This is a genomic window from Saccharopolyspora karakumensis, assembly GCF_004349225.1.
GTDB lineage: Bacteria > Actinomycetota > Actinomycetes > Mycobacteriales > Pseudonocardiaceae > Saccharopolyspora > Saccharopolyspora endophytica.
On sequence record NZ_SMLA01000001.1, the window covers coordinates 25,219 to 49,336 of the forward strand.

The 24,118-nt window shown below is 69.8% G+C and carries 21 protein-coding genes; 9 read left to right on the forward strand and 12 right to left on the reverse strand.

Going from position 1 to position 24,118, the window contains the following annotated elements; translation table 11 throughout:
* Positions 1-147: 147 nt before the first annotated feature.
* The 4 genes from hrpA to E1202_RS00155 form a co-directional block, all read right to left on the reverse strand.
* Positions 148-4,056 carry an ATP-dependent RNA helicase HrpA gene (gene hrpA / locus E1202_RS00140; protein WP_235877466.1) on the reverse strand — a complete coding sequence of 1,303 codons (3,909 nt, stop codon included), beginning with the start codon at positions 4,054-4,056 and terminating at the stop codon, positions 148-150.
* A gap of 166 nt (positions 4,057-4,222) precedes the next feature.
* Positions 4,223-5,401, reverse strand: coding sequence for a THUMP-like domain-containing protein (locus tag E1202_RS00145; protein ID WP_132680215.1), 1,179 nt, complete (start codon positions 5,399-5,401; stop codon positions 4,223-4,225).
* Positions 5,402-5,502: 101 nt separating this feature from the next.
* On the reverse strand, positions 5,503-6,285 hold the full coding sequence (locus E1202_RS00150; protein WP_132680216.1) for an enoyl-CoA hydratase/isomerase family protein: 783 nt from the start codon (positions 6,283-6,285) through the stop codon (positions 5,503-5,505).
* A gap of 144 nt (positions 6,286-6,429) precedes the next feature.
* Entirely contained in the window at positions 6,430-7,197 is a 768-nt protein-coding gene (locus E1202_RS00155) for an ABC transporter ATP-binding protein (RefSeq protein ID WP_165943698.1), read from the reverse strand.
* 540 nt (positions 7,198-7,737) lie between these two features.
* Between E1202_RS00155 and E1202_RS00160 the strand changes: the two genes are divergently transcribed.
* The 3 genes from E1202_RS00160 to E1202_RS00170 all read left to right on the forward strand — a co-directional run bounded on the left by E1202_RS00160 (position 7,738) and on the right by E1202_RS00170 (position 9,995).
* A complete protein-coding gene (locus E1202_RS00160) occupies positions 7,738-8,268 on the forward strand; it encodes a cysteine dioxygenase (RefSeq protein WP_165943699.1) in 531 nt (176 codons plus the stop codon).
* Complete coding sequence (locus E1202_RS00165) at positions 8,268-8,696, forward strand: rhodanese-like domain-containing protein (RefSeq protein ID WP_132680218.1); 429 nt, start codon at positions 8,268-8,270, stop codon at positions 8,694-8,696. The genes E1202_RS00160 and E1202_RS00165 overlap by 1 nt, the downstream gene beginning before the upstream one ends.
* Before the next feature lie 174 nt (positions 8,697-8,870).
* On the forward strand, positions 8,871-9,995 hold the full coding sequence (locus tag E1202_RS00170; RefSeq protein ID WP_132680219.1) for a hypothetical protein: 1,125 nt from the start codon (positions 8,871-8,873) through the stop codon (positions 9,993-9,995).
* A gap of 67 nt (positions 9,996-10,062) precedes the next feature.
* Here the strand turns inward: E1202_RS00170 and E1202_RS00175 are convergent, their stop codons facing one another.
* Together E1202_RS00175 and E1202_RS00180 are read right to left on the reverse strand one after the other, a co-directional pair.
* On the reverse strand, positions 10,063-11,007 hold the full coding sequence (locus E1202_RS00175) for an NADP-dependent oxidoreductase (RefSeq protein WP_132680220.1): 945 nt from the start codon (positions 11,005-11,007) through the stop codon (positions 10,063-10,065).
* 112 nt (positions 11,008-11,119) lie between these two features.
* Positions 11,120-11,692, reverse strand: coding sequence for a TetR family transcriptional regulator (locus E1202_RS00180; RefSeq protein WP_132680221.1), 573 nt, complete (start codon positions 11,690-11,692; stop codon positions 11,120-11,122).
* Positions 11,693-11,797: 105 nt separating this feature from the next.
* Between E1202_RS00180 and E1202_RS00185 the strand changes: the two genes are divergently transcribed.
* On the forward strand, positions 11,798-12,970 hold the full coding sequence (locus E1202_RS00185) for an MFS transporter (RefSeq protein WP_132680222.1): 1,173 nt from the start codon (positions 11,798-11,800) through the stop codon (positions 12,968-12,970).
* Between the two features lie 3 nt (positions 12,971-12,973).
* Here E1202_RS00185 and glgP read toward each other — a convergent pair whose 3' ends face one another.
* Entirely contained in the window at positions 12,974-15,523 is a 2,550-nt protein-coding gene (gene glgP, locus E1202_RS00190) for an alpha-glucan family phosphorylase (protein ID WP_132680223.1), read from the reverse strand.
* Between the two features lie 90 nt (positions 15,524-15,613).
* Between glgP and E1202_RS00195 the strand changes: the two genes are divergently transcribed.
* The 3 genes from E1202_RS00195 to E1202_RS00205 all read left to right on the forward strand — a co-directional run bounded on the left by E1202_RS00195 (position 15,614) and on the right by E1202_RS00205 (position 19,221).
* The gene (locus E1202_RS00195) at positions 15,614-16,834 is read left to right on the forward strand and encodes a neutral zinc metallopeptidase (protein WP_235877468.1); all 1,221 of its coding nucleotides are present in this window, start codon (positions 15,614-15,616) and stop codon (positions 16,832-16,834) included.
* Positions 16,835-16,987: 153 nt separating this feature from the next.
* The gene (locus tag E1202_RS00200; RefSeq protein ID WP_207918405.1) at positions 16,988-18,457 is read left to right on the forward strand and encodes a neutral zinc metallopeptidase; all 1,470 of its coding nucleotides are present in this window, start codon (positions 16,988-16,990) and stop codon (positions 18,455-18,457) included.
* Between the two features lie 44 nt (positions 18,458-18,501).
* A complete protein-coding gene (locus tag E1202_RS00205) occupies positions 18,502-19,221 on the forward strand; it encodes a tyrosine-protein phosphatase (RefSeq protein ID WP_132680225.1) in 720 nt (239 codons plus the stop codon).
* Between the two features lie 105 nt (positions 19,222-19,326).
* Here E1202_RS00205 and E1202_RS00210 read toward each other — a convergent pair whose 3' ends face one another.
* On the reverse strand, positions 19,327-20,262 hold the full coding sequence (locus E1202_RS00210) for a tetratricopeptide repeat protein (RefSeq protein WP_235877470.1): 936 nt from the start codon (positions 20,260-20,262) through the stop codon (positions 19,327-19,329).
* A 364-nt stretch (positions 20,263-20,626) separates the two neighbouring features.
* Here E1202_RS00210 and E1202_RS00215 point away from each other — a divergent pair, with 364 nt between their 5' ends.
* Entirely contained in the window at positions 20,627-20,878 is a 252-nt protein-coding gene (locus tag E1202_RS00215) for a hypothetical protein (protein ID WP_132680226.1), read from the forward strand.
* 68 nt (positions 20,879-20,946) lie between these two features.
* Here the strand turns inward: E1202_RS00215 and E1202_RS00220 are convergent, their stop codons facing one another.
* The gene (locus E1202_RS00220; protein ID WP_132672495.1) at positions 20,947-21,249 is read right to left on the reverse strand and encodes an MTH1187 family thiamine-binding protein; all 303 of its coding nucleotides are present in this window, start codon (positions 21,247-21,249) and stop codon (positions 20,947-20,949) included.
* Positions 21,250-21,349: 100 nt separating this feature from the next.
* On the opposite strand from E1202_RS00220, the gene E1202_RS00225 reads away from it, so the two are divergent.
* A complete protein-coding gene (locus E1202_RS00225; protein ID WP_132672322.1) occupies positions 21,350-21,850 on the forward strand; it encodes a MarR family winged helix-turn-helix transcriptional regulator in 501 nt (166 codons plus the stop codon).
* On the opposite strand, the gene E1202_RS00230 is transcribed toward E1202_RS00225, so the two are convergent.
* The 3 genes from E1202_RS00230 to E1202_RS00240 all read right to left on the reverse strand — a co-directional run bounded on the left by E1202_RS00230 (position 21,847) and on the right by E1202_RS00240 (position 24,057).
* Entirely contained in the window at positions 21,847-22,206 is a 360-nt protein-coding gene (locus E1202_RS00230; protein ID WP_235877471.1) for a DUF3817 domain-containing protein, read from the reverse strand. The genes E1202_RS00225 and E1202_RS00230 overlap by 4 nt on opposite strands.
* A gap of 57 nt (positions 22,207-22,263) precedes the next feature.
* Positions 22,264-22,590, reverse strand: a complete 327-nt coding sequence (cutA, locus tag E1202_RS00235) for a divalent-cation tolerance protein CutA (protein ID WP_132680227.1) — start codon at positions 22,588-22,590, stop codon at positions 22,264-22,266.
* A gap of 81 nt (positions 22,591-22,671) precedes the next feature.
* The gene (locus tag E1202_RS00240; protein ID WP_235877473.1) at positions 22,672-24,057 is read right to left on the reverse strand and encodes a glycoside hydrolase family 47 protein; all 1,386 of its coding nucleotides are present in this window, start codon (positions 24,055-24,057) and stop codon (positions 22,672-22,674) included.
* Positions 24,058-24,118 lie beyond the last annotated feature (61 nt).

Sequence of the window (24,118 nt, forward strand, 5' to 3'; positions counted from 1 at the left end):
CTTTCGAGTGGTGCGAACGCGTGTTCGATGCGGGATACTCGTTGTTGTCCGGCCCGAAAGACGTCACGCGGGCACGAATTTCGCACCATTCCTGGGGGAATCATGAGTGCGATCCGTCATGGGCGCTGCCGCGCGAGCGACAGGCGCTCAGTCCTGGAGCTTGTCCATCGCGCGGTGCACGCGCTTGACCGAAACCGGCCGCGGAGTTCCCAAGGACTGCGCGAACAGGCTCACGCGCAGCTCCTCGATCATCCAACCCACGTCGAGCAGCCCCTCACTGGGCGAACGGCCCGGCGGCACCGCGTCCAGCAGGTCCCGATAGCGCTGCCTGACCTCGTCCACCTGGTGCATCCACTCCCGATCGCGCTGCGGCTGGTGCTGCGCCTTGTCCAGCCGCTGCTCGATCGCGCCCAAGTAGCGAACCAGGTCGCGGAGCCTGTCGAAGCCGGTAGCGGTGACGAATCCGGGGTGCAGCAGGCCTTCCAGCTGCCGACGGATGTCGGCCAGCGACTCCGTCGACATGCCCTTGGGGCGATCGGCGAGCACCGTCTCGACCCGCTGGGCCGCGACCAGAACACGCTCCACCTCGGCCAGCACCGCCACGGTGTACTCGCCCAGCCCGGCGCGGACCTTCGCCTCGAGCGAGGTGAAGGCGTCGCCGTCCCAGACGGGCCCGCCGTTGTCGGCCATCAGCTTGTCCACGGCGCAGCGCACGCAGTCGTCGAGGACCGAACCCAGGTCGCCGTACTGGCTCCCACCCAGCACCAGGCGGCTTGTCGCGTTCATGCCGCGCTGGATGGACTTCGCCGGCGACGGCACGTTGAGCAGCAGCAACCGGCGCGTGCCGTTCCACAGCGCACGCCGCTGCTCCTGCTCGGTGTCGAACATCCGCACCGCAACGCTCTCGCCCTCGTCCACCAACGCCGGATACGCCTTCACGGCGTGCCCGGAACGCTGCTCGGAGAAGGTGCGCGGCAGCTCACCGAAGCTCCAGGAACGCAGCCCGTCCTGCTCGATGTCGTCGGCCGCTGCCGAGATCTCCTCGCGCACCTTGGGTTTGAGCCGCAGCTTCAGCGATTCGAGGTCCTTGGACTCGGCGAGCTTGCGCCCGCGCCGGCCCACCACGCGGAAGGTCATCTTCAGGTGCTCGGGAACCCGCTCCGGATCCCACTCCGCGCGCGGCACCTCGACGCCGGTCAGCTGTCGGAGGCTGCGCTGCAACGTCTCCAGCAGCGGCCCGTCGTCGGGTCCCACGCGGGAGAGCACGGCCTTGGCGAAGTCCGGAGCGGGCACGAAGTTGCGCCGGGTCTGCTTCGGCAGCGACTTGAGCAGCGTGGTCACCAGCTCTTCCCGCAGGCCGGGGATCTGCCAGTCGAAGCCCTCGGCGTCGATCTGGTTGAGCACCTGCAGCGGGATGTGCACGGTGACGCCGTCGGCGTCGGCGCCCGGCTCGAACTGGTAGGTCAGGTTCAGCCGGTGCTCGCCGTAAACCCACTGGTCCGGGTAGTCCTGGTCACTGACCTGCGCCGAGCGCTCGTTGATCAGCATGGACTTCTCGAAGTTGAGCAGGTCGGGCTGATCGCGGCGGGTCTTCTTCCACCAGGTGTCGAAGTGCCTGCCGGAGACCACCTCGTCGCCGATGCGCTGGTCGTAGAACTCGAACAGCGTCTCGTCGTCGACCAGGATGTCGCGGCGGCGAGCGCGTTCTTCGAGGCCCTCGACCTCGTCGAGCAGCGCCCGGTTCTGTCGGAAGAACTCGTGCCGGGTCTCCCAATCGCCCTCGACCAACGCGTGCCGGATGAACAGCTCGCGGCTGACCTCGGGATCGATGCGCCCGTAGTTGACCTTGCGGTCCACCACCAGCGGCACGCCGTAGAGCGTGACCCGCTCGGTGGCGACGACGGCTGCCCGGTCCTTCTCCCAGTGCGGTTCGCTGTAGTTGCGCTTGACCAGGTGTCCGGCCAGCTGCTCGATCCACTCCGGCTCGACGCGGGCGACGATGCGCGCCCACAGGCGGGAGGTTTCCACCAGTTCCGCGGCCATCACCCAGCGCGGCGGCTTCTTGAACAACGACGACCCGGGGAACACCGCGAACCGCGCGTTGCGGGCTCCCTGGTACTCGTTGCCGCCTCGCCCGGGCGGGCCGGAACGCTGCGCGCCGTTGCGCTTCTCGACGTCCTTGAGGCCGATGTGCGAGAGCAGACCGGCCAGCAACGACTGGTGGACGCGGGTGGCGTCGGCGGGCTGATCCGCCAGCGTCATCCCCATCGACTTCACCATCTGGCGCAGCTGGCCGAACAGGTCCTGCCACTCGCGCACGCGCAGGTAATTGAGGAAGTCGTTGCGGCAGAGCTTGCGGAACTGGTTGGAGGACAGCTCCTTCTGCTGGGAGCGCAGGTGCTCCCACAGGCGCAGGTAGGAGAGGAAGTCGGATTCGGCTTCCTTGTCGACGAAACGCGCGTGCTTCTGGTCGGCGGCCTGCTGGTGTTCGGCCGGGCGTTCGCGCGGGTCCTGGATGGACAGCGCCGCCACGATCACCAGCACCTCGCGCACGCAACCGTTGCGCTCGGCCTCCAGCACCATCCGCGCCAGGCGCGGGTCGATGGGCAGCTGGGCGAGGCTGCGGCCGATCCGCGTGAGCTTGCGCTCGTCGGCGGACTTGCTGCTCTCCAGAGCGCCGAGTTCGTGCAGCAGGTTGACGCCGTCGGTGATCTGCCTGCGGTCCGGCGGTTCCAGGAACGGGAAGGACTCGATCTCACCGAGTCCCAGGGAGGTCATCTGCAGGATCACCGAAGCCAGGTGGGTGCGCAGGATCTCCGGGTCGGTGAACTCCGGCCGGGACTCGAAGTCCTCCTCCGAGTACAGCCGGATGCAGATGCCCTCGGAAACCCGGCCGCACCGGCCCTTGCGCTGGTTCGCCGAGGCCTGCGAGATCGGTTCGATCGGCAGCCGCTGCACCTTCGTGCGGAAGCTGTAGCGGGAGATGCGGGCCGTGCCCGGGTCGATGACGTACTTGATGCCGGGAACGGTCAGCGACGTCTCCGCGACGTTGGTCGACAGCACGATCCTGCGCCCGGAGTGGCGTTGGAACACCCGGTGCTGCTCGGCGGCGCTCAACCGCGCGAACAGCGGCACCACCTCGGTGTCGCGGAGCGCGAGCTGCGCCAGCGCGTCGGCAGCGTCGCGGATCTCCCGCTCCCCGCTGAGGAACACGAGGATGTCGCCGGGGCCCTCGGCGCACAGCTCGCGGACAGCGTCGCAGATGGCCTGCGGCTGGTCCCGGACGTCCGTCGACGGGTCCTCCTCGTCGTCGGAGTCCTCCAGCAGCGGGCGGTAGCGCACCTCGACCGGGTAGGTCCGGCCGGAGACCTCCACGACCGGAGCGTCGTCGAAGTGACGGGAGAACCGCTCCGGGTCGATCGTCGCCGAGGTGATGATCACCTTCAGGTCGGGGCGGCGCGGCAGCAGCTGCTTGAGGTAACCGAGGATGAAGTCGATGTTGAGGCTGCGTTCGTGCGCCTCGTCGATGATCAGCGTGTCGTACCGGCGCAGCAGCCGGTCGTGCTGGATCTCGGCGAGCAGGATGCCGTCGGTCATCAGCTTGACCAGGGTGTCGTCGCCGGTGCGCTCGGTGAACCGCACCTGGTAGCCGATCGCACCGCCGATCTCGGTGCCCAGCTCCTCGGCGACCCGCTCGGCCACGGTCCGCGCCGCGAGCCTGCGCGGCTGCGTGTGGCCGATGACGCCCTTGATGCCGCGCCCGAGCTCCATGCACATCTTGGGCAGCTGCGTGGTCTTACCCGACCCGGTCTCACCTGCGACGATGACGACCTGGTTGTCCCGGATGGCGGCGAGCAGGTCGTCCCGTCGCTGACTGACCGGCAGGCTGTCCGGATAGGTGATCTTGGGAGTGCCGTCGCGGCGGCGCTGCACCCGCAGCTCCGCGGTCTCGACGTCGCCGGTGATCTCCGCGGTGACCGACCGCAGCGCCTCGGGATCGCGGATCTTGCGGGCGCCTTCGATGCGTCGACGCAGCCGACGCTGGTCCTGCAGCATCAGCTCGGGCAAACGTTCCCGCAGATCAGCGAGCGGAGATTTCACAGACGACGTACCCATACTCCGCACAAGCATAGAGAAGGCCCCTGCGGCACTGCCTCCCAATTTCGCCGCACTCACAGCAGAAGCCCCCGTTCCGTGACGCCGGTCACGGAACGGGGGCTGCTCAGGTGCGCTCGGCGCGGCACAGGTAGGCCATCCCCTGATCCCCGACCCGGGTGATCACGACGCTGGCTTCCTGCGCCCCCTTGGGTTTGAGCCGGCGCCGCAACGCGTCCGGGTCCACGTCCACACCGCGCACCAGGATCTCCAGCCGACCCACGTCGTGCCTGCGCAGCAGCGCGCGCAGCGCCTTCTCGTTGAACCGGCCGTGGTCGAGCACCCGGAAGGCCCGCACACCCGGCGGCGGCGCATCACCGGTGAGGTAGGCGATGCGCGGATCGAGCTGGACGAGCCCGTGCCGCGCGGCGTAGTGGCGCACCAGTCCCGCTCGCACCACGGCCCCGTCCGGATCGACGATCCACTCGCGCACGTCCTCGGCCGGGCAGTCGTCGGGTTCGGCATCGGTGATGCTCCAGGCACCGCCGTCGGCCCGCAGCACGCTGGCGCGGCGCCGCGCCGTCGGATCGGCCAGCGAGCCGAACCACAACGCGGCCTCCCGGACCTGCCCGTCCAGCGACACCACCTCGGCTTCGACCTCGTCGGGGACCGCGGCGAAGTCCAGGCCAGGAGCGCACTTGACGACCAGATCGCGCCCGGCGTGGACGGCCATGAGCTCGTCCAGCGGAGGCACCAGATCGGCGGGATTCCACCGGCGCCTGCCGCCTTCGTCCCGGCGCGCGGGGTCGGCGACCACGACGGTGTCCCGGGTGACCGGGTGCAGCGCGTCGGCCTCCACGAGCAGCGCCTCGAGACCGGCGGCGGCAAGGTTGTGCTGCGCCATGAGCAGCCTGACCCGGTCCAGATCGGAGCCCACGCTGCGGTGGGCGACAGCGGCCACGGCGATCAGGTCGGCACCGATCGAGCAGGTCACGTCGTGCACGTCGCGGCCCGCCAGGCGCTGCGCGCGGTGCCGGGCGACGACGCTCGCGGTCGCCTGCTGCAACGCGGAATCGGTGAACAGCCAGTCGCCGCTGTCGTCCAGCTTGGACGCGGCTTTGCGCCGCAACACCGCGGTTTCCAGCGCGGCGGCGGCGAACCGGTCACCGACCTGCCGGCGTGCCGCGGCGACGTCGGTCAGCCGCGACTTGCCGGTCAGCGGCAGACCGGAGAGCTCGGCGAGGGCCTCGCGGCCCGCCGTCGAGCGCAGGAACAGGACGTCATCGACGTCGAACGAGTACCCCACCCTCGCCCCCTAGAACGAGCCGACCGCGAACGGCCGGTCCGAACCGGGGACTGAGAGGCGGGGTGTGCTCGTCACGACTGCTTCCGCTGCTGAGTGCCGGGTCAGCGCCCGGTGAACTTCGCCTTGCCGGGGCCGTTCTCGATGAACGACTTCATCCCGATCTCCTGGTCCTCGGTCGCGAACGTTCCCGCGAACAGGTGCGTTTCGAGCTTCAGACCGTTGTCCAGGTCGACGTCCAGACCACCGTCGATCGCGGCCTTCGCCGCCGCCAGGGCCCGCGCCGCACCGCCGGTGAACTGCTCCGCCCAGCGCTTCGCCGTCGCGTAGACGTCGGCGGACGGCACGATCTCGTCGACCATGCCCAGCGCGAGCGCTTCCTCGGCCTCGACGAACCGGCCGCTGTAGATGATGTCCTTGGCCTTGCTCGGGCCGATCAGCCGCGCCAGCCGCTGGGTGCCACCGGCACCGGGGATGACGCCGAGCAGGATCTCCGGCTGGCCGACCTTGATGTCGTCCGCCGCGACCCGCCGGTCGCACGACAGAGCCAGCTCGAAACCGCCACCGAGGGCGTAACCGGTCAGCGCCGCGACCGTGGGCTTCGGGATGGCCGCGACCTGGCTCATCGCATCCGACAGCCCGCGCTGCTCCTTGGCGGCCATGTCCGCGTAGGACATGTCGGCCATCTCCTTGATGTCCGCGCCGGCAGCGAAGACCTTCTCGCCGCCGTAGACGATCACCGCGCGGATGTCGTCGCGCTCAGCGGCCTCGATCGCCACTTCCCGCAACTCGGTCTCGATCTGCCTGTTCAGCGCGTTCATCTTCGGTCGATCCAGCCGGATCGTGCCGATCGCGCCTTCGACCTCAAGCCTGACGAACTCGCCCACGCAGCAACCTCCTCGTCGAACCACCGCTCGTGCCGCAGGCGAGGCTATCGCGCCCCGCGCCACATCTGCTGTGTCACCGATCTCAACATCGCCGAAGACCTCACCGGCGGTGCGCAAACGACACCTCCGGGGCCTGAGCGCAGGTCAGGGACGGCGGCGGGCGAAGTACCGGTCACCCGCCCGCTGGAGTTCGAGGTTCTGGTCGAAGGTCTTCGAGAGGTTGGCCTCGGTGAGCACGGCGTCGAGCAGCCCCTGGGCGACGATGCCGCCGTCGCGCAGCAGCAGGCAGTGGGTGAAGCCCGGCGGGATCTCCTCGACGTGGTGCGTGACCAGCACCGATGCGGGCGCGTCAGGGTCCATGGCGAGGGTCGACAGGCGCGCGACGAGGTCCTCGCGGCCACCGAGGTCGAGCCCTGCCGCGGGCTCGTCGAACAGCAGCAGCTCGGGATCGGTCATCAGCGCGCGGGAGATCATGACCCGCTTGCGCTCGCCCTCGGACAGCGTGCCGAACTCGCGGTCGGCGAGGTGCGCGACACCGAGCAGTTCGAGCAGCTCAACGGCGCGGTCGGTGTCCAGCGCGTCGTACTCCTCGCGCCAGCGGCCGAACACCGAATACCCGGCGCTGACCACGACATCGCGGACCAGCTCGTCGCCCGGGACGCGGTTGACCAGCGCGCCCGAGCACAGCCCGATCAAGGGCCGGATGTCGAACACGTTGGTCTTGCCGAGCCGCTCGCCGAGGACGTCGACGGTGCCGGTGCTCGGGTGCATCTCCGTGCTGGCCATCTTCAGCAGCGTGGTCTTGCCGGCGCCGTTGGGGCCCAGCACGACCCAGCGCTCGTCGAGCTCCACAGACCAGTTCACGTCGGCCAACAGCGTCGTCTTGCCTCGCCGGACACCGACGCCATCCATCTGGATGACCAGGTCGTCCACGTCTACCTCCCAGCCGTGACTGACCGCGGCGGCGCCCCGGGCGCGCACTCGGCGTTCGTCTCCGTCCGGGACCGCCACAGGCTCCGGCCGGTCCCCTCTGAGCCCATTGTTCCCGCCGACGCCGCACTCCCTGCGGGCGGGATGCCACTGCCGCGCGCCCGATGATCGACCTCGCGCCTCACGCCGGTCCACATGCCGGGAACCCCGCTCAACCACTGGCCCCGGCGACGACCCGGTGCCACGATCTGCGACGTGTCCGATTCGTTGCTCACCCGCGATCGCGTGATCGACCTGTTCCGGGTCACCGCCTCCGCCTGTCGCTGAAAGCGGTCCGAGAGACCTCCCGCTTCACGCGACTTCATCGCGGCACGACGAATCATCCAGCCACCCCAGCACCTCTCGCAGCAGGGGTGCGCCGTGTCGTGCCGGTGCACACAAGACACCTGGAGACACCCCTTGAGCATCACGCAGCCGGAACGGCCGACCTCCCCGCAATCCGAGTACACCCCGACCGCACCCGTGCCCGCGCTCGGCGAAGCCGAAGTGCACCCCGCCTTCGACCTGACGCTGCTGCGGGACCTGATCCGCCCCGACCACCTCAACTGGACCCCGTGCGAGCTCCGCGACCTCACCGGCCTGGTGACCAGCGAGCTGACCACGCCACTGATGAACATCGTGCGCATCGACGAGCAGCAGCGGTGGTGGGCCAAGCTGGGCCTGACCGCGGGCGTCGAACTCTGGCTGCTGTCCTGGGCCCCTGGCCAAGGCACACCGGCCCACGACCACGGCGGTGCGTCGGGATCGTTCTCAGTCCTGTTCGGAGGGTTGCGCGAGGACTACCGCTACGCGAGCGGCCCCGTTCGCACCCAGCACCACGACCTCGGTGACGGCATCGGGTTCGGCGCCGGACGCGCGCACCAGGTCACCAACGTCAGCTCGGTCAACTCCGCCAGCGTGCACGCCTACTCACCGCCGCTGCTCCCGGTCCGCTACTACGCCGACCTGGCCGAGATCCCCGCCGTCCCTCCGCAACGAAGCGAGGTCGTGTGATGCCGCACATCCCGAAGCCCCGCGAAGAGCTGATCAGCCACGGCCCGTACGGGATCGAGCACCTGCTGGCCGAATCCCGGGAGAAACTCGCCAGGGTCAGCCCGCAGGAGGCCTTCGAGCTCCAGCGCACCGGGGGCCTGATCGTCGACATCCGGCCGGAATCCGACCGCCTCATCCACGGTGAGATCCCGGGTGCCCTCACCGTGGAACGCATCGTCCTGGAGTGGCGCCTCGATCCGGCCGGCAGCCACCGCCTCGACGGCCTGCACCCGCAACGCCCGATCGTGCTGGTCTGCAACGAGGGCTACGCCTCCAGCCTCGCCGCCGCCCAAGCCCAGGAGCTCGGCCTCACCAAGGCCACCGACCTGGCAGGCGGATTCCGCGCGTGGAAGGAAGCGGGCCTTCCCACCACCGCCGCCGTCGCCTGACCTGCGCGAGGGAACCTTCCTGTCACGCGCCGGGCAGGCGATGACAGGAAGGTTCCCTCGCCCACGTCCGCGCCCCGCGCGGCGACCAGGGCGAGCAAAGCGCCTCCCCGGTGGGTGCTGGTCCCGTAGGCTCCGGGCCTTGTGCGAGCGCAGAGCCTTTTGTTCCGCCCATGGGTGTTGGTCACCGTGGTGGGCGCGGTTGTCCTAGCGGCGGTCGAACTGGTCCTCGGCACCGGTTTCGCGGGTGTCGTGGCGGGTTGGTTCGGTGGCGTGGCGGGAGCGATCCTGCTGCCGGTGGCGACGCAGGTCGGATTGCTGCTCGGGTCGGTGATCTTCGGGCTGCGCGTTCGGCAGGTCGTGTTCGGCGCGATGCGGGAGGTCGCGTCCTTCAAGCGCGGCAGCGTGACCTTCACGTTCCGGGCGTTGCCGGTGACGTTGCGGGCGCAGATCGGGCCGTGGCGCTCGCCGGTGATCCTGCGCTGCTGGCTGGCCGGGCTGGTTTCGGCGCTGGTGGGCGTGGCCTCGGTGGCCGCTGCGTGGCTGTGGGTGCCGGGAGCGTTCGGGCGGGGTCTCGCGCTGGCGATGAGCGCGTTCATGCTCGTCAAGCTGTGGCCCAAGCGGGTGCCTCTGACGACGTCGACCGGCTGGCTGCTGTTCTCGCTTCCCCGGATGGCCGAGCCGGAACGCTCGGACTTCCTCGCCGCTCCGCTGGCGGCCCGCGCCTACGAGGCGCTGCGCGTCGGCGACCTCGACACGGCGCAGGCCCGCGCCGACGAACTCGCGGAGCGCTTTCCCGGCATCAACGCGACGGTGTCGTGCCAGATCGCGGTGCTGGAATCGCGCGGGCTCTACGCTCCGGGCGTGCTGCTGCTGTTGAAGTTCTTGTCCGACAACGACGTTCCGCCGCGGAAGATGGCGTACCTGCTGGCGGGTCTGGCGGGGCTGGGCTTCAAGGCGGTCGAGTCCGGGCAGATGCCGGCCGACAGCCTGCTCCCGACGGCGAAGAAGGCCCTTCACGACGCGGTGCAGCTGGGCTATCCCGAGTTCGACCTCAACGGCACCAACGGGCTGCTGGCCCTGATCGAGGGCGACGCCGACAACGCGGTCCGGCTGTCCACCAGCGGCGCGGACTACAACCACTCACCGCTCTCGCGCGCCGACGACCTCACCACCCTCGCCCGCGCGCACATGGCCCTGCACGACAACGCGGCGGCCCGGACCGCCTTGGCGCGCGCCGAAGAGCTGGCGCCGTGGTCTCCCCGGGTCACCGAAACCCGCCAGCGCCTGTCCGTGAACTAGGAGCAGGGGAACCTTTCTGCCAACCGAAGTGGCAGGAAGGTTCCCCTGCTGCTTTTCGCGCGTTGCTTCAGTCGATGGTCAGCACGAGCTTGCCCTGGGTGCGCCCGGTTTCGCCCTGCGCGTGGGCCTTGGCCGCATCGGCCAGCGGGAACGTCCCGGCGATCTCGACGCGCAGCTTGCCCGACTCGACCAGCTCGCGGACGGACTGCATCCCGGCCTGGTCGGCTTCGACGAGCATGAGTTCGGCGCGCACGCCGAGCTCCTCGGCTTCGGCGACGAGCTCGTCCCGGTCGTAGGGCAGGATCGAGACGAGGATTCCGCCCTTGCGCAGCACGTGCAACGAGCGGCTGCGGTAGTCGGCGGCGATCGGGTCGAGGACGACGTCGACATCGCTGACGACCTCGGTGAAGTCGGCCGAGGTGTAGTCGATGAGCTCGTCGACGCCCAGCCCGGTCAGGAACTCGTGCTTGCTCTTGCTCGCGGTGGCGATGACGTGGGCGCCCTTGGCCTTGGCGATCTGCACGGCGAGGTGCCCGACGCCGCCCGCGGCCGCGTGGATCAGGATTCGCTGGCCCGCCTGCAGATCGGCGGTGTCGTTCAGCGCCTGCCACGCGGTCAGCGCGGCGAGCGGGATGGCTCCCGCCTGCACGTGGTCCACCCCGGTGGGCTTGGGGACGAAGGCTCGCGCCGGACCGGTCACGTACTCGGCGTGCGAACCGAGCCCGAACGGGTAGGGCAGCATGCCGAAGACCTCGTCGCCCGGCTTGTGCAGGGTCACGCCGGTTCCGATGGCCTCGACGACGCCGGAGACGTCCCAGCCGAGGATGCGCGGAGGTTCACCGAGGAATCCCTGGCCGGCGCGGTGCTTCCAGTCGGTGGGGTTGACCCCGGCGGCGCGCACGCGGATCAGGACCTCGCTCGGTCCCGGCTCGGGCTTGTCCAGTTGTGCCTCGCGCAGCACCTCCGGACCGCCGTAGGCGTCCTGGGTGATGGCACGCATGGTTTCACTCATGCCCCCACCCTGCCCCATCGAAAGCGGACCGGCGTGCAGGCCATGGGGCGTTGTGAGGATGGGAACCTTTCTGTCACCGGAGTGCGCGAAAGGTTCCCCTGCGCCGATCGGTTCAGGTGGGGTCGGTGAGGCGGCGGACGGCTTCGCGTGACGCGGAGCGCAGGTCGTCGACCTTGGTCTCGCCGAGGATCAGGCGGCGCAGCTGGGGAACGGCCAGGGGCCAGCTGATCGTGCCGAGGGACAGCAGGACGAGCATTCCCGGGTCGATCGCTCCGGTGACCTTGCCGTTGTCCTGGGCCCGGCGGACCGCGTCGACCTTGTCCCGGTAGTGCTCGGCGCGTTCGGACTCGGCGGCCACACCGCTGTCGCCGCGCTCCAGCGATTCCCACATGAGCAGACGCAGGACGTGGGGGTTGGCCGAGTGGTAGGCGGCGAGCCGGTCGACGTAGCCGGGGAGGTCTTCGCCGTCGATGGGCACCTCGGCCGCGAGCTCGGCCATGGCCGCTTCCAGGACTGCGGTGAACAGTGCGTCCTTGCTGCCGAAGTAGGCGTAGATCAGCTGCTTGTTGGCCTGGGCCTGCTTGGCGATGCGGTCGACGCGGGCGCCGGCGATGCCGTGTTCGGCGAACTCGGTCGTCGCGGCCTGGAAGATCCGGGCCTTGGTGGCTTCGGCGTTGCGGGACACAGCCGCACTGTACCGCTGTGACCAACCATTCGGTTGACACGAGTTCTGGGCGCGGAGAGACTGCAACCAACCAGTTGGTTACACCGTTTCGCCTGCGGAGAGTGGATGACCACCGTCGCCCCCGACACCGGCCGCCTGAGCCGTGCGCTGCTGTTCGCCGCCGCGCTGTGCGCCGGTGTCACCGTCGCCAACATCTACCTCGCGCAACCGATCATCGGCCCCGTCGCCCACACCTTCGGCACCTCGCCGCCGACCGCGGGCATCGTGGTGACCGCCGGGATGCTCGGCTACTCCGCCGGTCTGCTGTTCGTCATCCCCCTCGGCGACAGCAGGGACCGGCGCAGGATGGTCGGCGCGCTCAGCGTCCTCACCGCGCTCCTGCTGGTGGGAAGTTCCCTCGCACCGTCGTTGCCGGTGCTCGCGGTGCTCACCGGACTCGCCGCGGTCACCACCGTCGTGCCGCAGATCCTCATCCCGCTGGTCGTGCAACTGGCCGACCCGGCGCAGCGCGGCACCGCCATGTCCTGGGTGCAGGCCGGGTTGATCACCGGGATCATGGGCGCCCGGGTCGTGTCCGGCCAGCTCGCCGAACTGCTGGGCTGGCGCTGGGTCTTCGCCGCGGCAGCGGTGCTCACGCTGGTCGTGGGCCTGTGGACGGTTCGCGCGCTGCCGAGCGACGGCGAGCGGAACCCGGTGCGCTACTGGGCGCTGCTGCGCTCGCTGCCCGGCTACCTGCGCCGCGAACCGGGCCTGCGCCGAGCCTGCCTGCGCCAGGCGGGCAGCTTCGCCGCGTTCAACGCCGTCTGGACCACCCTCGCCCTCGTGCTCACCGCACCACCGCACGACTTCACCGTCGCCGAAGCAGGACTCGTCGGCCTGCTCGGACTGCTCAGCGCCGCGCTGGCGCCCGTGGCCGGGAAGATGGTCGACCGCCGCGGGCCTCGGCTCGTCGGCGCGATCGGACTGACCGTGCTCGCCTTCGCCGCCCTAGTGCTCGCCCTGGGCACGAACTCGCTGACCGCCCTGCTGCTGGGCACCGCGGCCGTGCCGATCGGCCTGCAGGTCGGCCAAGCCGCCAACCAGAACGCGGCGCTGTCGGTCGACCCCGCCTCAGGTGGGCGCCTGAACACCATCTTCATGCTCTCGACGTTCCTGGCAGGCGCGATCGGCTCGGCCGCGGGCAGCCTCACCTACGGCCTCCACGGCTGGCCGGGCGTGTGCGTCACCGCCCTGATCTTCCTGGCGCTCGGCGGGATCGGGCTGCGCCGGATCCGCTGACCACTAGCCCGCGAGGACGACCTTGCCCAGTTCCGCGGGCTCCGACAGCAACGGGTGCCGAGGCAGGACCCGGACGTTGTAGCCGGCCGGGCCCGCGTGCGGCAGCGTCACCGCGGCCGCGTACCGGTCATCTCCGATGGGCTTCATCGACGCGGTGACGAAGTCGTGCAGCACGTCGTTGTCGTCGACCCGGCCCACCACGACCTCGACGTCCACATCGGACGGATCGAGACCGGCCAGGTCCACCCTGGCGCGCACCGTGACCTGACCGCCGAGCAGCGGCGTCCCGTGATCCACCGACATCTCGGTGTCACCGACCCGAACCCGGTTCCACGCCGCCTGCAACCGGCGCCGGTAGTCGGCCAGCTCCCGCGCACCGCGGAAGTCGTCGTCGAACATCGCGCGCGCCGACTGCGCGGCGGGCGTGTAATGACCGTCGACGTACTCGCGGATCATGCGCGACGCCTGAACCCTCGGTCCCAAGGTCGCCAGGGTGTGGCGGACCATCGACATCCACTTGCCCGGCACGCCATCGCTGTTGCGCTCGTAGTACATCGGCGCCACGTGCTCGGACATCAGCTCGTACAACGCCGTGGCTTCCAGATCGTCCCGCCGGTTGGGGTCGCTGACGCCGTCGGCCGTGGGGATCGCCCACCCGTTGCGGCCGTCGTACATCTCGTCCCACCAGCCGTCGCGCACCGAGAGGTTCAGCACGCCGTTGAGCGCGGCCTTCATCCCCGACGTCCCGCACGCCTCCAACGGCCGCACCGGGTTGTTCAGCCAGACGTCGCAGCCCGACACCAGGTAGCGGGCCAGCGACATGTCGTAGTCCGGCAGGAACACGATGCGATGCCGCACATCGGCGCCGTCGGCGAAGCGCACGATCCGCTGGATCATCGCCTTGCCGCCCTCGTCCGCCGGGTGGGACTTGCCCGCCACCACGATCTGCACCGGACGTTCGGAATCCAGCAGCAGGTCCCGCAACCGGTCGGTGTCGCGCAACATCAGCGTCGCCCGCTTGTAGGTGGGAACCCTTCGCGCGAAACCGATGGTGAGCACCTCGGGGTCGAAAACCGAGTCGCACCAGCCCAGTTCCAGGTCCGAGGCGCCCCGCTGCTGCCAGGCGACGCGCAACCTGCGCCGCACCTCGTCGATCAGCCGCTGACGCAGCGAGCACCGGAGCTCCCACAGCAGCGAATCGCTCACCGGCTCCATGCCGCGCAACCCGGCACCGCTGTCCATCTCGGACTCCCCGAGCAGCTTGCCCAGTTCGCGGGCGGACCAGGTCGGCCCGTGCACCCCGTTGGTGACCGAGCGGATCGGGACCTCCTCGACCCCGAAGCCCGGCCAGAGATTGCGGAACATCTTGCGGATCACTTCGCCGTGCAGCTCCGAGACCCCGTTCGCCCGCTGCGCCAACCGCAGACCCATGTGCGCCATGTTGAACATGCCCGGGTTGTCCTCGGCGCCCAGCGCCAGCACGCGATCAGCGGGCACCCCCGGCAGCAGCGGCTGCTGAGAACCGTCGTCGAAGTAGCGCCGCACCAGGTCCACCGGGAACCGGTCGATGCCGGCCGGGACGGGGGTGTGCGTGGTGAACACCGTCCCGGCCCGCACCGCGGCCGTGGCCTGGTCGAAGTCCAGCCCCGGGTCGGTCTGCAGCTCCCTGATGCGCTCCAGGCCCAGGAAACCGGCGTGCCCCTCGTTGGTGTGGAAGACCTCGGGCTGCGGATGCCCGGTGAGCCGGCAGTAGGCGCGCACGGCCCGCACCCCGCCGACACCGGCGAGGATCTGCTGGCGGATCTTGTGCTCGGCGTCGCCGCCGTAGAGCCGATCGGTGGTGCTGCGGAGCTCGTCGTCGTTGTCCGGCAGATCGCTGTCCAGCAGCAGCAGCGGAACCCGTCCGACCTGCGCCTTCCACACCCTGGCGTGCAGCGTGCGGGCCGCGGGCATGGCGACCTTGACCACCACCGGGCGGTCGTCCTCGTCGGTGAGCACCTCCAGCGGCAACCCGCGCGGATCGATCACCGGGTAGTGCTCGACCTGCCAGCCCTCCGACGACAGGCCCTGCCGGAAGTAGCCGGAGCGGTAGAGCAAGCCGACACCGATCAGGGGAACCCCCAAGTCGGAGGCCGACTTGAGGTGATCACCCGCGAGCACGCCGAGCCCGCCGGAGTAGTTCGGCAGCGCCTCGGTGAGACCGAACTCCATGGAGAAGTAGGCGATCGACGCGGGAAGTCCCGCGCCCTCGTCCTGACGCTGCTGGTACCAGCGCGGAACCGTGAGGTAGCGGCGCAGATCGTCGCCCACCGCGCGGGTGCGCGCCAGGAAGTCCTCGTCGGCGGCCAACTGCCGCAACCGCTCGGCGGGCACCTCCGAGAGCAGGCGCAGCGGATCCGCCCCCACCGCCGCCCACACCTGCGGGTCGACCGCCGAGAACAGGTCCTGCGTGGGCGGATGCCACGCCCAGCGCAGGTTCGTCGCCAACTTGCCCAGCGGGCTGAGCGGCTCGGGCAGGTGGGCCCGGACGGTAAAGCGGTGGACGGCTCTCACGGGAGCGGACCATATCTCGCTCGACGCGCTCGCGTGCGATGTGCACCCGACGCCCGCGCACACCCCGAGGCAGGTGGGAAGCTGGGGCGCGTGCGTGCATTCGGACTTGTCGCGGTGACCATCGGGCTGATCATCAGCGCCTGCACGACGCCCGTCGAGCAGGCGCCGAATGTGTCGGAACCCACGGTCGATCCGGCGTTCGTGCACGGCACGGACCGTGGTGGGACCGACCGCTTGGCGGCCACCGTCGTCACCGACGTCCAGCGCTACTGGGCCCACGCCTACCCCGACACCTTCGGCTCGCCCTGGCGGGACCTCGACGGCGGGTTCTTCTCGGTCGACACCGGCAGCACCGGCACCGCCCCGCCCTGCGCCTCCGAGCCGCGGGAGGTCGAGGGCAACGCGTACTACTGCCAGTCCGTGGACGCCATCGCCTGGGACCGCGCCGCGCTGCTGCCGGTGCTGCGCGAGCACTACGGGGACACGGCGGTGGCGGTGGTGCTGGCCCACGAGATCGGGCACGCGGTGCAGCAGCGAGCCGGGCTCGCCGAGGGCGAACCGCTGCGGCTGGAGTCGATGGCCGACTGCTACGCGGGGTCCTTCCTGCGATGGGTCTCCGACGGGCACGCCCCGCACCTGCGCACCGACCCGGACCGGCTCGACGACGCGCTGCGCGCCATCACCGTCTTCCGCGATCCGATCGGCACCTCCGGGCACGGCACCGCCTTCGACCGGGTGACGGCCTTCCAGCACGGCTTCACCGGAGGCCCCCGCGGTTGCACCCAGGTGACCGAGAGCGGGGTCGCCGAACCGGTCGACGACGACCCGAACGCTCCCTTGGAGTCGGTCCTGGACACGGCGCCGGTGGCTGAGCGCTTCGGGACCGCGGTCGCGGACCTGGGCGGGCGATGGGTCCCTCCGGCGCGTTCCACCGGCTGCCCCGGCGCCGGCGGGCCGGTCGGTTTCTGCCCCTCTCCCCCGACGGTCGCCGCCGATCCGGAGGCGCTGCGCCGCACCCACGACGACATCGGCGACCAGGCGGTCACCACGCTGCTGGCCTCCCGCTACGCGCTGGCGGCCCTGACCGACCTCGGCCACCGGGCGAACGGCACCGACATCGTCTGCCTGACCGGCGCGTTCACCGCGGAGCAGCCGAACCTGTCGCCGGGAGACCTGGACGAGGCGGTGCAGGTCGTCCTCGAATCCGACGCGGTGTCCCGCGGCGGCGACGAGGCACCGCTGAGCGGTTTCGATCGGATCGCGGCCTTCGCGGATGGGGTGCGCTCCGGCTGGGGCGGGTGCCTGACGTGAGCGTGGGAACCTTCCTGCCACCCGCGAACGGCCTCCGACCAGATCGGCCGTGACGAAGATCGGTCACCCGATAGGCTGCTGCGCGAAGACCGGGCCGCGCGACCGGCCCACGGCGAACGAGTTCGGTACCGGCAGCGAGATGGGGCGCGTGTAGTGGTGGCGACGGCAAACCGGCGGCGGGGGCGGGTCCTCGGCGCCGCGGTCTCGGTAATCGCCTGCGCGTCCCTGGTCAGCGGATGCGCACAGGTCATCAGCGGCGTTCCCACGACCTTGGGCGGCTACTCCACCACCAGCGTGGCGGGGCTTCCCGCCGCCGACGGTCCGAGCGGGCCGAAGGAGGGCGCTCCGCAGGCCCCGCTCCCGGTGGAGGGCACCGACAACGGCGAGATGGACAAGCTCGCCCGCAACGCCGTCGCCGACGTCGACGCCTACTGGGCCGAAGCCTTCCCGCAGGCGTTCGACGGCAAGAAGTTCGAGCCCGTCAAGCGGTTGATCTCCTACGACTCGGGGGCTCCAGGCGGGCAGCTGTGCAAGCAGAACACCGCGGGCATGGTCAACGCCTTCTACTGCCCGTCCGAGGACCTCGTCGCCTGGGACCGCGGGACGCTGCTGCCCGAGCTCAACAACAGCTTCGGTCCGCTGGCGGTCGTCACCGTGCTGGCCCACGAGATGGGGCACGCCGTGCAGCACCGGGCGGGCACCGTCGCGCAGAACGATCCCGTGATCGTGCTCGAACAGCAGGCCGACTGCTTCACCGGCGCCTACTTCCGGCACGTCGCCGAGGGGTCTTCGCAGTACTTCCAGGTCTCCACGGGTTCGGGCCTCAACGAGGTCATGGGCGTGCTCAACTTCATCCGCGACTCCCCGGGAACCTCGGACTTCACCGGCAGCAACGCGCACGGCACGGCCTTCGACCGGGTCAGCGCCTTCCAGTTCGGCTTCAGCGACGGTCCTCAGCGCTGCGCGGAGATGACCAACGAGGAGGTCACCAAGCGCACGACGCTGTTCCAGAACTGGAAGCCCACCCAGCAGGAGACCGAGCTGCCCATCGACGACAAGAGCCTGAAGGCGGTGCAGGAGAGCCTGCACTCGGTGTTCCGCGACACCGGCGCCGAGCCGCCGAGGGTCATCGCCGAGCCCAGGACCTGCTCCGGCCGGCAGCCGACCTCGCCCGCTTCGTTCTGCACCGAGACCAACACGATCTCGCTGAACGTTCCGGAGCTGCGCGAGATCGCCACGCCGCCGAGCAAGGCGAGCCAGTCCGCGGGCTACGGAGATTTCGCCGCCTACGCGCAGATCGCTTCCCGGTACGCGCTGTCGGTGCAGAAGGCCGCCGGGTATTCCGTCGACGACGAGGCCGCCGGGCTGCGGACCGCGTGCATGGTCGGTGCGTGGAGCGGTCTGCTGGTGGAAGACCCGATCGGGCAGCGCAATCCCGTGGGCAGGCTGCGGATCGTGCCCGAGGACATCGACGAGGGCGTGTCGGCGTTGCTGGGTGAGGAGAGCCTGATCGCGGCCAACGCCAACGGCGACCAGGTCCCGGTCGGTTTCGCCAGGGTGGAGGCGTTCCGCGTCGGCGTGCAGGAAGGTCTCGCGCCCTGCACCACCAAGTACGACAGCTGAGCCCTCCGCTCAACCCCGGAGCGGGTCCGCGCGTCCCTCGAAGCATGAGCAGACGACGAGTTCTGGGCTTCGACGGCCTTCTCAACGCTCGTGATCTGGGAGGCCTGCCCGCTGAGGGCGGGCGGACCCGTTGGGGGGCCGTGGTGCGCGCCGAGCACCCCGCCGCCGCGACGGCAGCGGGCTGGGAAGGTCTGTGGCAGCACGGCGTGCGCACGATCATCGACCTGACCGGCCTGGACGAGGGAGAAACCGACCGCTCACCGCGCCCGGCCGGTCTGACCACCGTCCGCATCCCGCTGGACGAGAAGTCCGACACCGAGTTCTGGGACCGGTGGGGAGGGGCCTTCTCGTGCACTCCCCTGTACTACGAGCCGTTCCTGGACCGGTATCCGCGACTCGTGGCCGAGGTCGTCGGTGCGGTGGTCCACGCCGAACCCGGTGGGGTGCTGGTGCACTGCGGCGGCGGCCGGGACCGCACCGGGCTGATCGCCCTGGTCCTGCTGGCCTCGGTCGGGGTGAGCGCGCAGGACATCGCCGAGGACTACGCGATCAGCCACCAACGCCGCGCGGAGCTGTGCGCGGCGGCCGGTCTGGGCGATGACACCCCGAAGATCCAGGAGTTCCTCGCCCAGCACGACGCCACCGAACGCGGTCTTGTCGACGAGGTCGTCAACGGCCGCGACTTCGCCGAGTACCTGCGGACGTCCGGCCTCGGCGACGACGGCCTGGCGACCCTGCGCCATCGCCTCGTGACCTTCGCCTGACGGGTCGAGCCCGGCAGGATCGTGAAGGAGGCGAACCTTTCGCTCACCACACGCTGTCGCCCTCCCCGCCGGTGTTCGAGGAGAGGGCGACAGCGGTGGGAAAGATCAGAACAGCGCGCTGGCCAGGTTGCGGCGGGCCTTGGCGACCCGCTCGTCACCCTCGGGGAAGATCTCGAACATCTCGACCAGGTGCGTGCGAACCCGGTTGCGATCGTCGCCCGAGGTGCGCTTGACCGCCTGGATCAGGCGCGTGAAGCCTTCGTCGACCTTGCCGAACGCGACCTCCGCGTCAGCGGCCGCGATCTGGGCGTCCAGGTCGTCCGGTGCGTTGTCGGCGCGCTCGATCGCCGACGGGTCGGCCTGCTCGGCGCGGGCCATGAAGCGCACCTGCATGAGGGCGGCCTTGGCCTGCTCGTTGTTCGGCTCGCTGTCGAGGATCTGCTGGTAAGCGGTCTCGGCGGCGGCGAAGTCGCCCTGCTCCAAGGCGTCCTCGGCGGCGATGAACCGCGGGTCCTCGGGCTCCTCTTCGGGCTCGGCCTCGGAGGCGCCCTCCTCGGCCGCCCGGATTCCCGGCAGCTGGTCGCGCAGGGCGTTGAGCAGGGAGCTGATCCACTCCCGGAGCTGCGGCTCGGGCTGCGCGCCGGCAAAGCCGTCGACCGGCTGCCCTCCGGCCACCGCGATCACCATCGGCACCGACTGCACCTGGAACAGCTGCGCGATCCGCGGGTTCGCGTCGACGTCGATCTTCGCCAGCACCCAAGCGCCGTTGCCCTCGCGGGCGAGCTTCTCCAACGCCGGGGAGAGCTGCTTGCACGGCTCGCACCAGGTGGCCCACAGGTCGACGACGACCGGTACCTGCATGGACCGCTCGACGACCTCGGCCTGGAAGTCGGTCTCGGTGACCTCGATGATCGCCGGGTGCGCTTGCCCGGCCGCCCCGTCGCCGCCACCGCTGGGCGGCTGCGCTGTGGAATTGGCTGCGGCCTCGGCACGGCTCTTGAGTGCCGACAGGTCGACTGCGCCCGCCATCGCGGCGGACATCGCTGCTGCGTTCTGGCGTGGATCCGGCCTCGTCACAGTTCCATCCTGACACGTCCGACCAGCGGCGTGGCGCGTGGGCGTGCGATGCGGGGAACCTTTCTCGCACCACCCGCCCCAAGGTCACGTACGGGCGGCGAAGTGGTCACCGAATGCGCTCATCCCGACACGCCGAAGCCCCAAAGGTCAATTCGATTCGGTGAACGAAGCCACACGAACAGGTGGCGTAGGCGATCAAACCCTCATGTTTTCCGGTGGTGATCGCCGAAGAGGACACAGAGCCTGCGAGGGACTGTGGTCGCCTCGCGGGCTGCGGGGTCTCTCGTGGGGGACCTTCGGCCAGTAGTTCAACGAGAGGTTCGAAAAAGTGCGTATTGCAACCCGTGTTGCCGGTGCCGCCGGCGTCGCCGCCCTCAGCATCGTGACCCTGGGCAGCACCGCGTTCGCGGACACCGCCGACAACGACGGCGTCAACCTGCTGGACGACAACAACATCAGCGCCGTGCCGGTGCAGGCCTGCGGCAACAACGTTGCCGTCGTGGGTCTGACCGTCCCGCTTCTGTCGCCGCAGAACGCCGAGTGCGTCAACGCCCCGGTGGTCGACCACCCGCAGGGCTGACGTCAGCCGAGCCTGACGTGATCACGGGGATGGTGTCGATGAGGACACCATCCCCGTTTCGCGTTCACCTACTGTTCTCGAAGATGTTGCTCCACCCGCTCGACCTTGGACCGCAGCTGTCCGGAGTGCCCGGGACGGATGTCCGCCTTGAGCACCAGGCTGGTCCGCGGGGAGTGCGCCGAAACCGCCTCGGTGGCGCGCTTGACCACGTCCATGACCTCGTCCCACTCGCCCTCGATCGTGGTGAACATCGAGGTCGTCTCGTGCGGCAGACCGGATTCCCGGACCACCTTCACCGCAGCGGCCACCGCCTCGCTGACACTGTCGCTCTCACCAGCCCCGCTCGGGGCAACACTGAAGGCCACCAGCACGTCTGCTCCCATCGGTTCGTCCACGTCACATGAGTCCCGGAACCAGTAGTAGCAGCACAGCCCTCAGACGTGCTCGCTCTCGCTGCTAGCGTCGGACGCTATGAGCTCCCGTGGTCCACTGCCCTTCGACCCCATCGCGCGCGCGGCCGAGACCTGGGCAGAACGGATCGGCCCGTCCACGACGATGGCCGCGGTGACCAGCGTGATGCGCGTGCAGCAGATCCTGCAGTCCGCCGTCGACAACGCCCTGCGCGCGCACAACCTGACCTTCGCCCGCTACGAAGCCCTCGTGCTGCTCACGTTCTCCAAGCGCGGCAGCCTCCCGATGCGAGTCATGGGCGACCGGCTTCAGCTGCACCCCACGAGCGTGACCAACATCGTCGACAGGCTCGAACAGGACGGCCTGGTCCGGCGCGTGCCGCACCCCACCGACCGGCGCACCACCCTGGTGGAGATCACCGAAGAGGGCCGGAACCTGATGCAGAAGGCGACCGACGCGGTCACCGAGATCGACTTCGGCCTGGGCGGCATCACCGAACGCCAGACCCAGCAGCTCACCGAACTGCTCGGCAAGGTCCGCCACGCGGCGGGCGACTTCTAGTTCAGCTCCTTGAGCGCGTAGCGCACGTGGCCCCAGAACGTCGGGGCGTCGGAGTCGGGCTCGGTGAGCATCCCGCGGCGGTTGGCCCAACGCTCGAACCACACCGTGGCCAGTGGCGGCACCGACGCCACCAGCGCGAACGCCAGCGGCCAGAAGCGCCAGCGCAGCGGGCTGAACACGATCAGGGTGGTCACCACGTAGGCGGTGAACAGGGCCCCGTGGACCGAACCCATGATGGTCACGCCCAGCGGCATCCCGAGCCCGTACTTGAACGCCATCGCCACCAGCAGTCCCGCCCAGGAGAACGCTTCGGCGATCGCGACCAGCCGGAACCACCCGCCATAGCTACGCGGCACGTCGACCCCACTTCCGATTGCACGACACCTCACAGCGAGTGTGCCCGGTGGCGCGCGTCACCGAGACGCCGGAGTCGTCTGCTCGTCGACCCAGGTCAGGTAGTCGGGGTTCCCGCCGACGATCGGCGTCACGATGATCTCCGGCACGTCGTAGCCGTGGTGGGCCTTCAGATGCCCGACCAGGGCGTCCAGCCGACCGCTGGCGGTCTTGATCTGCAGCTGCCACTCCGGGTCGTCCTGCGCCGCGCCGTCCCACACGTAGAAGCTGCGAATCGGCACGACCTGAACGCACGCTCCCAGCCGGGCTTCCACGACGCCCCGCGCGAGCTCCGCGGCGGACTCCTCGGAGTCGGTGGTGGTCACCACCTGCACATGATCAGCCATGGCCCCAGGGTATCCGGGTGAGCGGAGCGAGGAGGGGAACCTTTCGCGCACCGCAGTGGCAGGAAGGTTCCCATCCTCACCTCAGCGCCGCGCCCCGCGCAGCAGGTTCGCCTCGGTGCTCAAGTAGTTGTCCCGGTAGTCCAGGCGAGGTGTGTCGGAGAACAGCAGCCAGTAGTACTTCATCTGCTCCGACCACCAGTAGCCCGGACAGGTGTCCTCTTGGGACGGTGGCTCGGCGGTGACGTCGGTCAGGGACGCGAAGCCGTAGGTCGTCTTCGACGTGGCCACCATGTTCTCGAAGTGGGTGCGGGCGCGTTCGCGGAACACCTCGTCGCCGGTGGCCAGCCACAGCATCAGCGCGGAGTCGGCGAACTCCGGCCGCAGGGCGGTGTCGACGCGGGTGGCGGTCATCGTCGAGTAGTCCACGGAGGTCGGGATCACGCCGAACCGCTCCTGCACAGCGGTGAACGCGTCGTGGTAGGCGCGCCCTTCGGCGACGTGCCCGGATTCGGCGAGCAGTCCGGCGTAGAAGCCGGCGAGGACGCTCTGCTCCCGGCTGAGGACCTCGCCGGTGAAGGCGTCCACCTGCGGGAACCACAGCATTCCGTCGTGCCGTTCGGCCTGCTCCGACAGGATCGCGCCGGTGAGCGTGTCGTACCACTGCTTGAGCTCGGGGTCGCCGAAGAGCCGGAACCCGTCCCAGAGGTACTCGTAGTAGGAGTCCCCGGGCGGCCCGACCGTCGCCTGGCGGTTCCGCCACCGCCCGGTCTCGGCGTTGATGTCGTGCGGCAGCAGGCCGAGTTCGGTGCGCTTGTCGTAGGCGACGCGCATCGCTCGTTTCGCCAGGTCGTAATAGCGGTTGTCACCGGTCCACTGCGAGAGCACGCCGAATTCGACGATGTAGGTGCCGATCTCGACGATGTTGGTCTCGGGGTCGCTGACCGCCCCGGTCGCCAGGTTCACGTACCGGTAGGGCAGACCGGTCGGGGATTGGGTGAAGGCCGGCAGCAATCGGTCGGCGACGTCCTCGGCGCGTTCGAGCAGCCGCTGGTCACCCGTGCAGTGGTAGGCGGCGGCGAGCCCTCCGACCACGCGGATGTTGGTCTCGAAGACCTGGAAGGGAGCGTCGATGTCGAAGTCCAGGTCGTCGACGATCCACTGCACGGCCTGGGCGACTTCGGCGTCCGCCTCCATCAGCCACAACGTGTCCACCGCTTCGACGAGGCTCAGCCCGACCGAATGACCCTCGACGAAGAAATCTTCCCTGCCACCCGAGATGGGCTTGATGTGGTCGGCACCGAGGGCGCGTTCGACGTACTGGCGCCACGCCCACAGGTATTCCTCGCGAACGGCGTCGGCGACTGGTTTCCAATCCCGCCGCGCCGACCCCGGCACCGACGTGGTCGCCAACATCCCGCCTGCGGCGGCGACCGCGCCCAACGCGCGCAACACGGACCTTCTGGACATGCCTGGAAGCATCGTCTTCTCCGCACCTAGACAACCTTGTCAGCCACGCGAGCCCACAGTC

Bases quoted from the DNA above. Each gene is read 5' to 3' on its own strand.
- hrpA (WP_235877466.1), bottom strand. From the start codon at position 4,056: ATGCTGCAGGACCAGCGTCGGCTGCGTCGACGCATCGAAGGCGCCCGC.
- E1202_RS00155 (WP_165943698.1), bottom strand. From the start codon at position 7,197: ATGGATGGCGTCGGTGTCCGGCGAGGCAAGACGACGCTGTTGGCCGAC.
- E1202_RS00165 (WP_132680218.1), top strand. From the start codon at position 8,268: ATGCCGCACATCCCGAAGCCCCGCGAAGAGCTGATCAGCCACGGCCCG.
- E1202_RS00175 (WP_132680220.1), bottom strand. From the start codon at position 11,007: ATGAGTGAAACCATGCGTGCCATCACCCAGGACGCCTACGGCGGTCCG.
- E1202_RS00185 (WP_132680222.1), top strand. From the start codon at position 11,798: ATGACCACCGTCGCCCCCGACACCGGCCGCCTGAGCCGTGCGCTGCTG.
- E1202_RS00205 (WP_132680225.1), top strand. From the start codon at position 18,502: ATGAGCAGACGACGAGTTCTGGGCTTCGACGGCCTTCTCAACGCTCGT.
- E1202_RS00210 (WP_235877470.1), bottom strand. From the start codon at position 20,262: ATGTCCGCCGCGATGGCGGGCGCAGTCGACCTGTCGGCACTCAAGAGC.
- E1202_RS00225 (WP_132672322.1), top strand. From the start codon at position 21,350: ATGAGCTCCCGTGGTCCACTGCCCTTCGACCCCATCGCGCGCGCGGCC.
- cutA (WP_132680227.1), bottom strand. From the start codon at position 22,590: ATGGCTGATCATGTGCAGGTGGTGACCACCACCGACTCCGAGGAGTCC.
- E1202_RS00240 (WP_235877473.1), bottom strand. From the start codon at position 24,057: ATGTCCAGAAGGTCCGTGTTGCGCGCGTTGGGCGCGGTCGCCGCCGCA.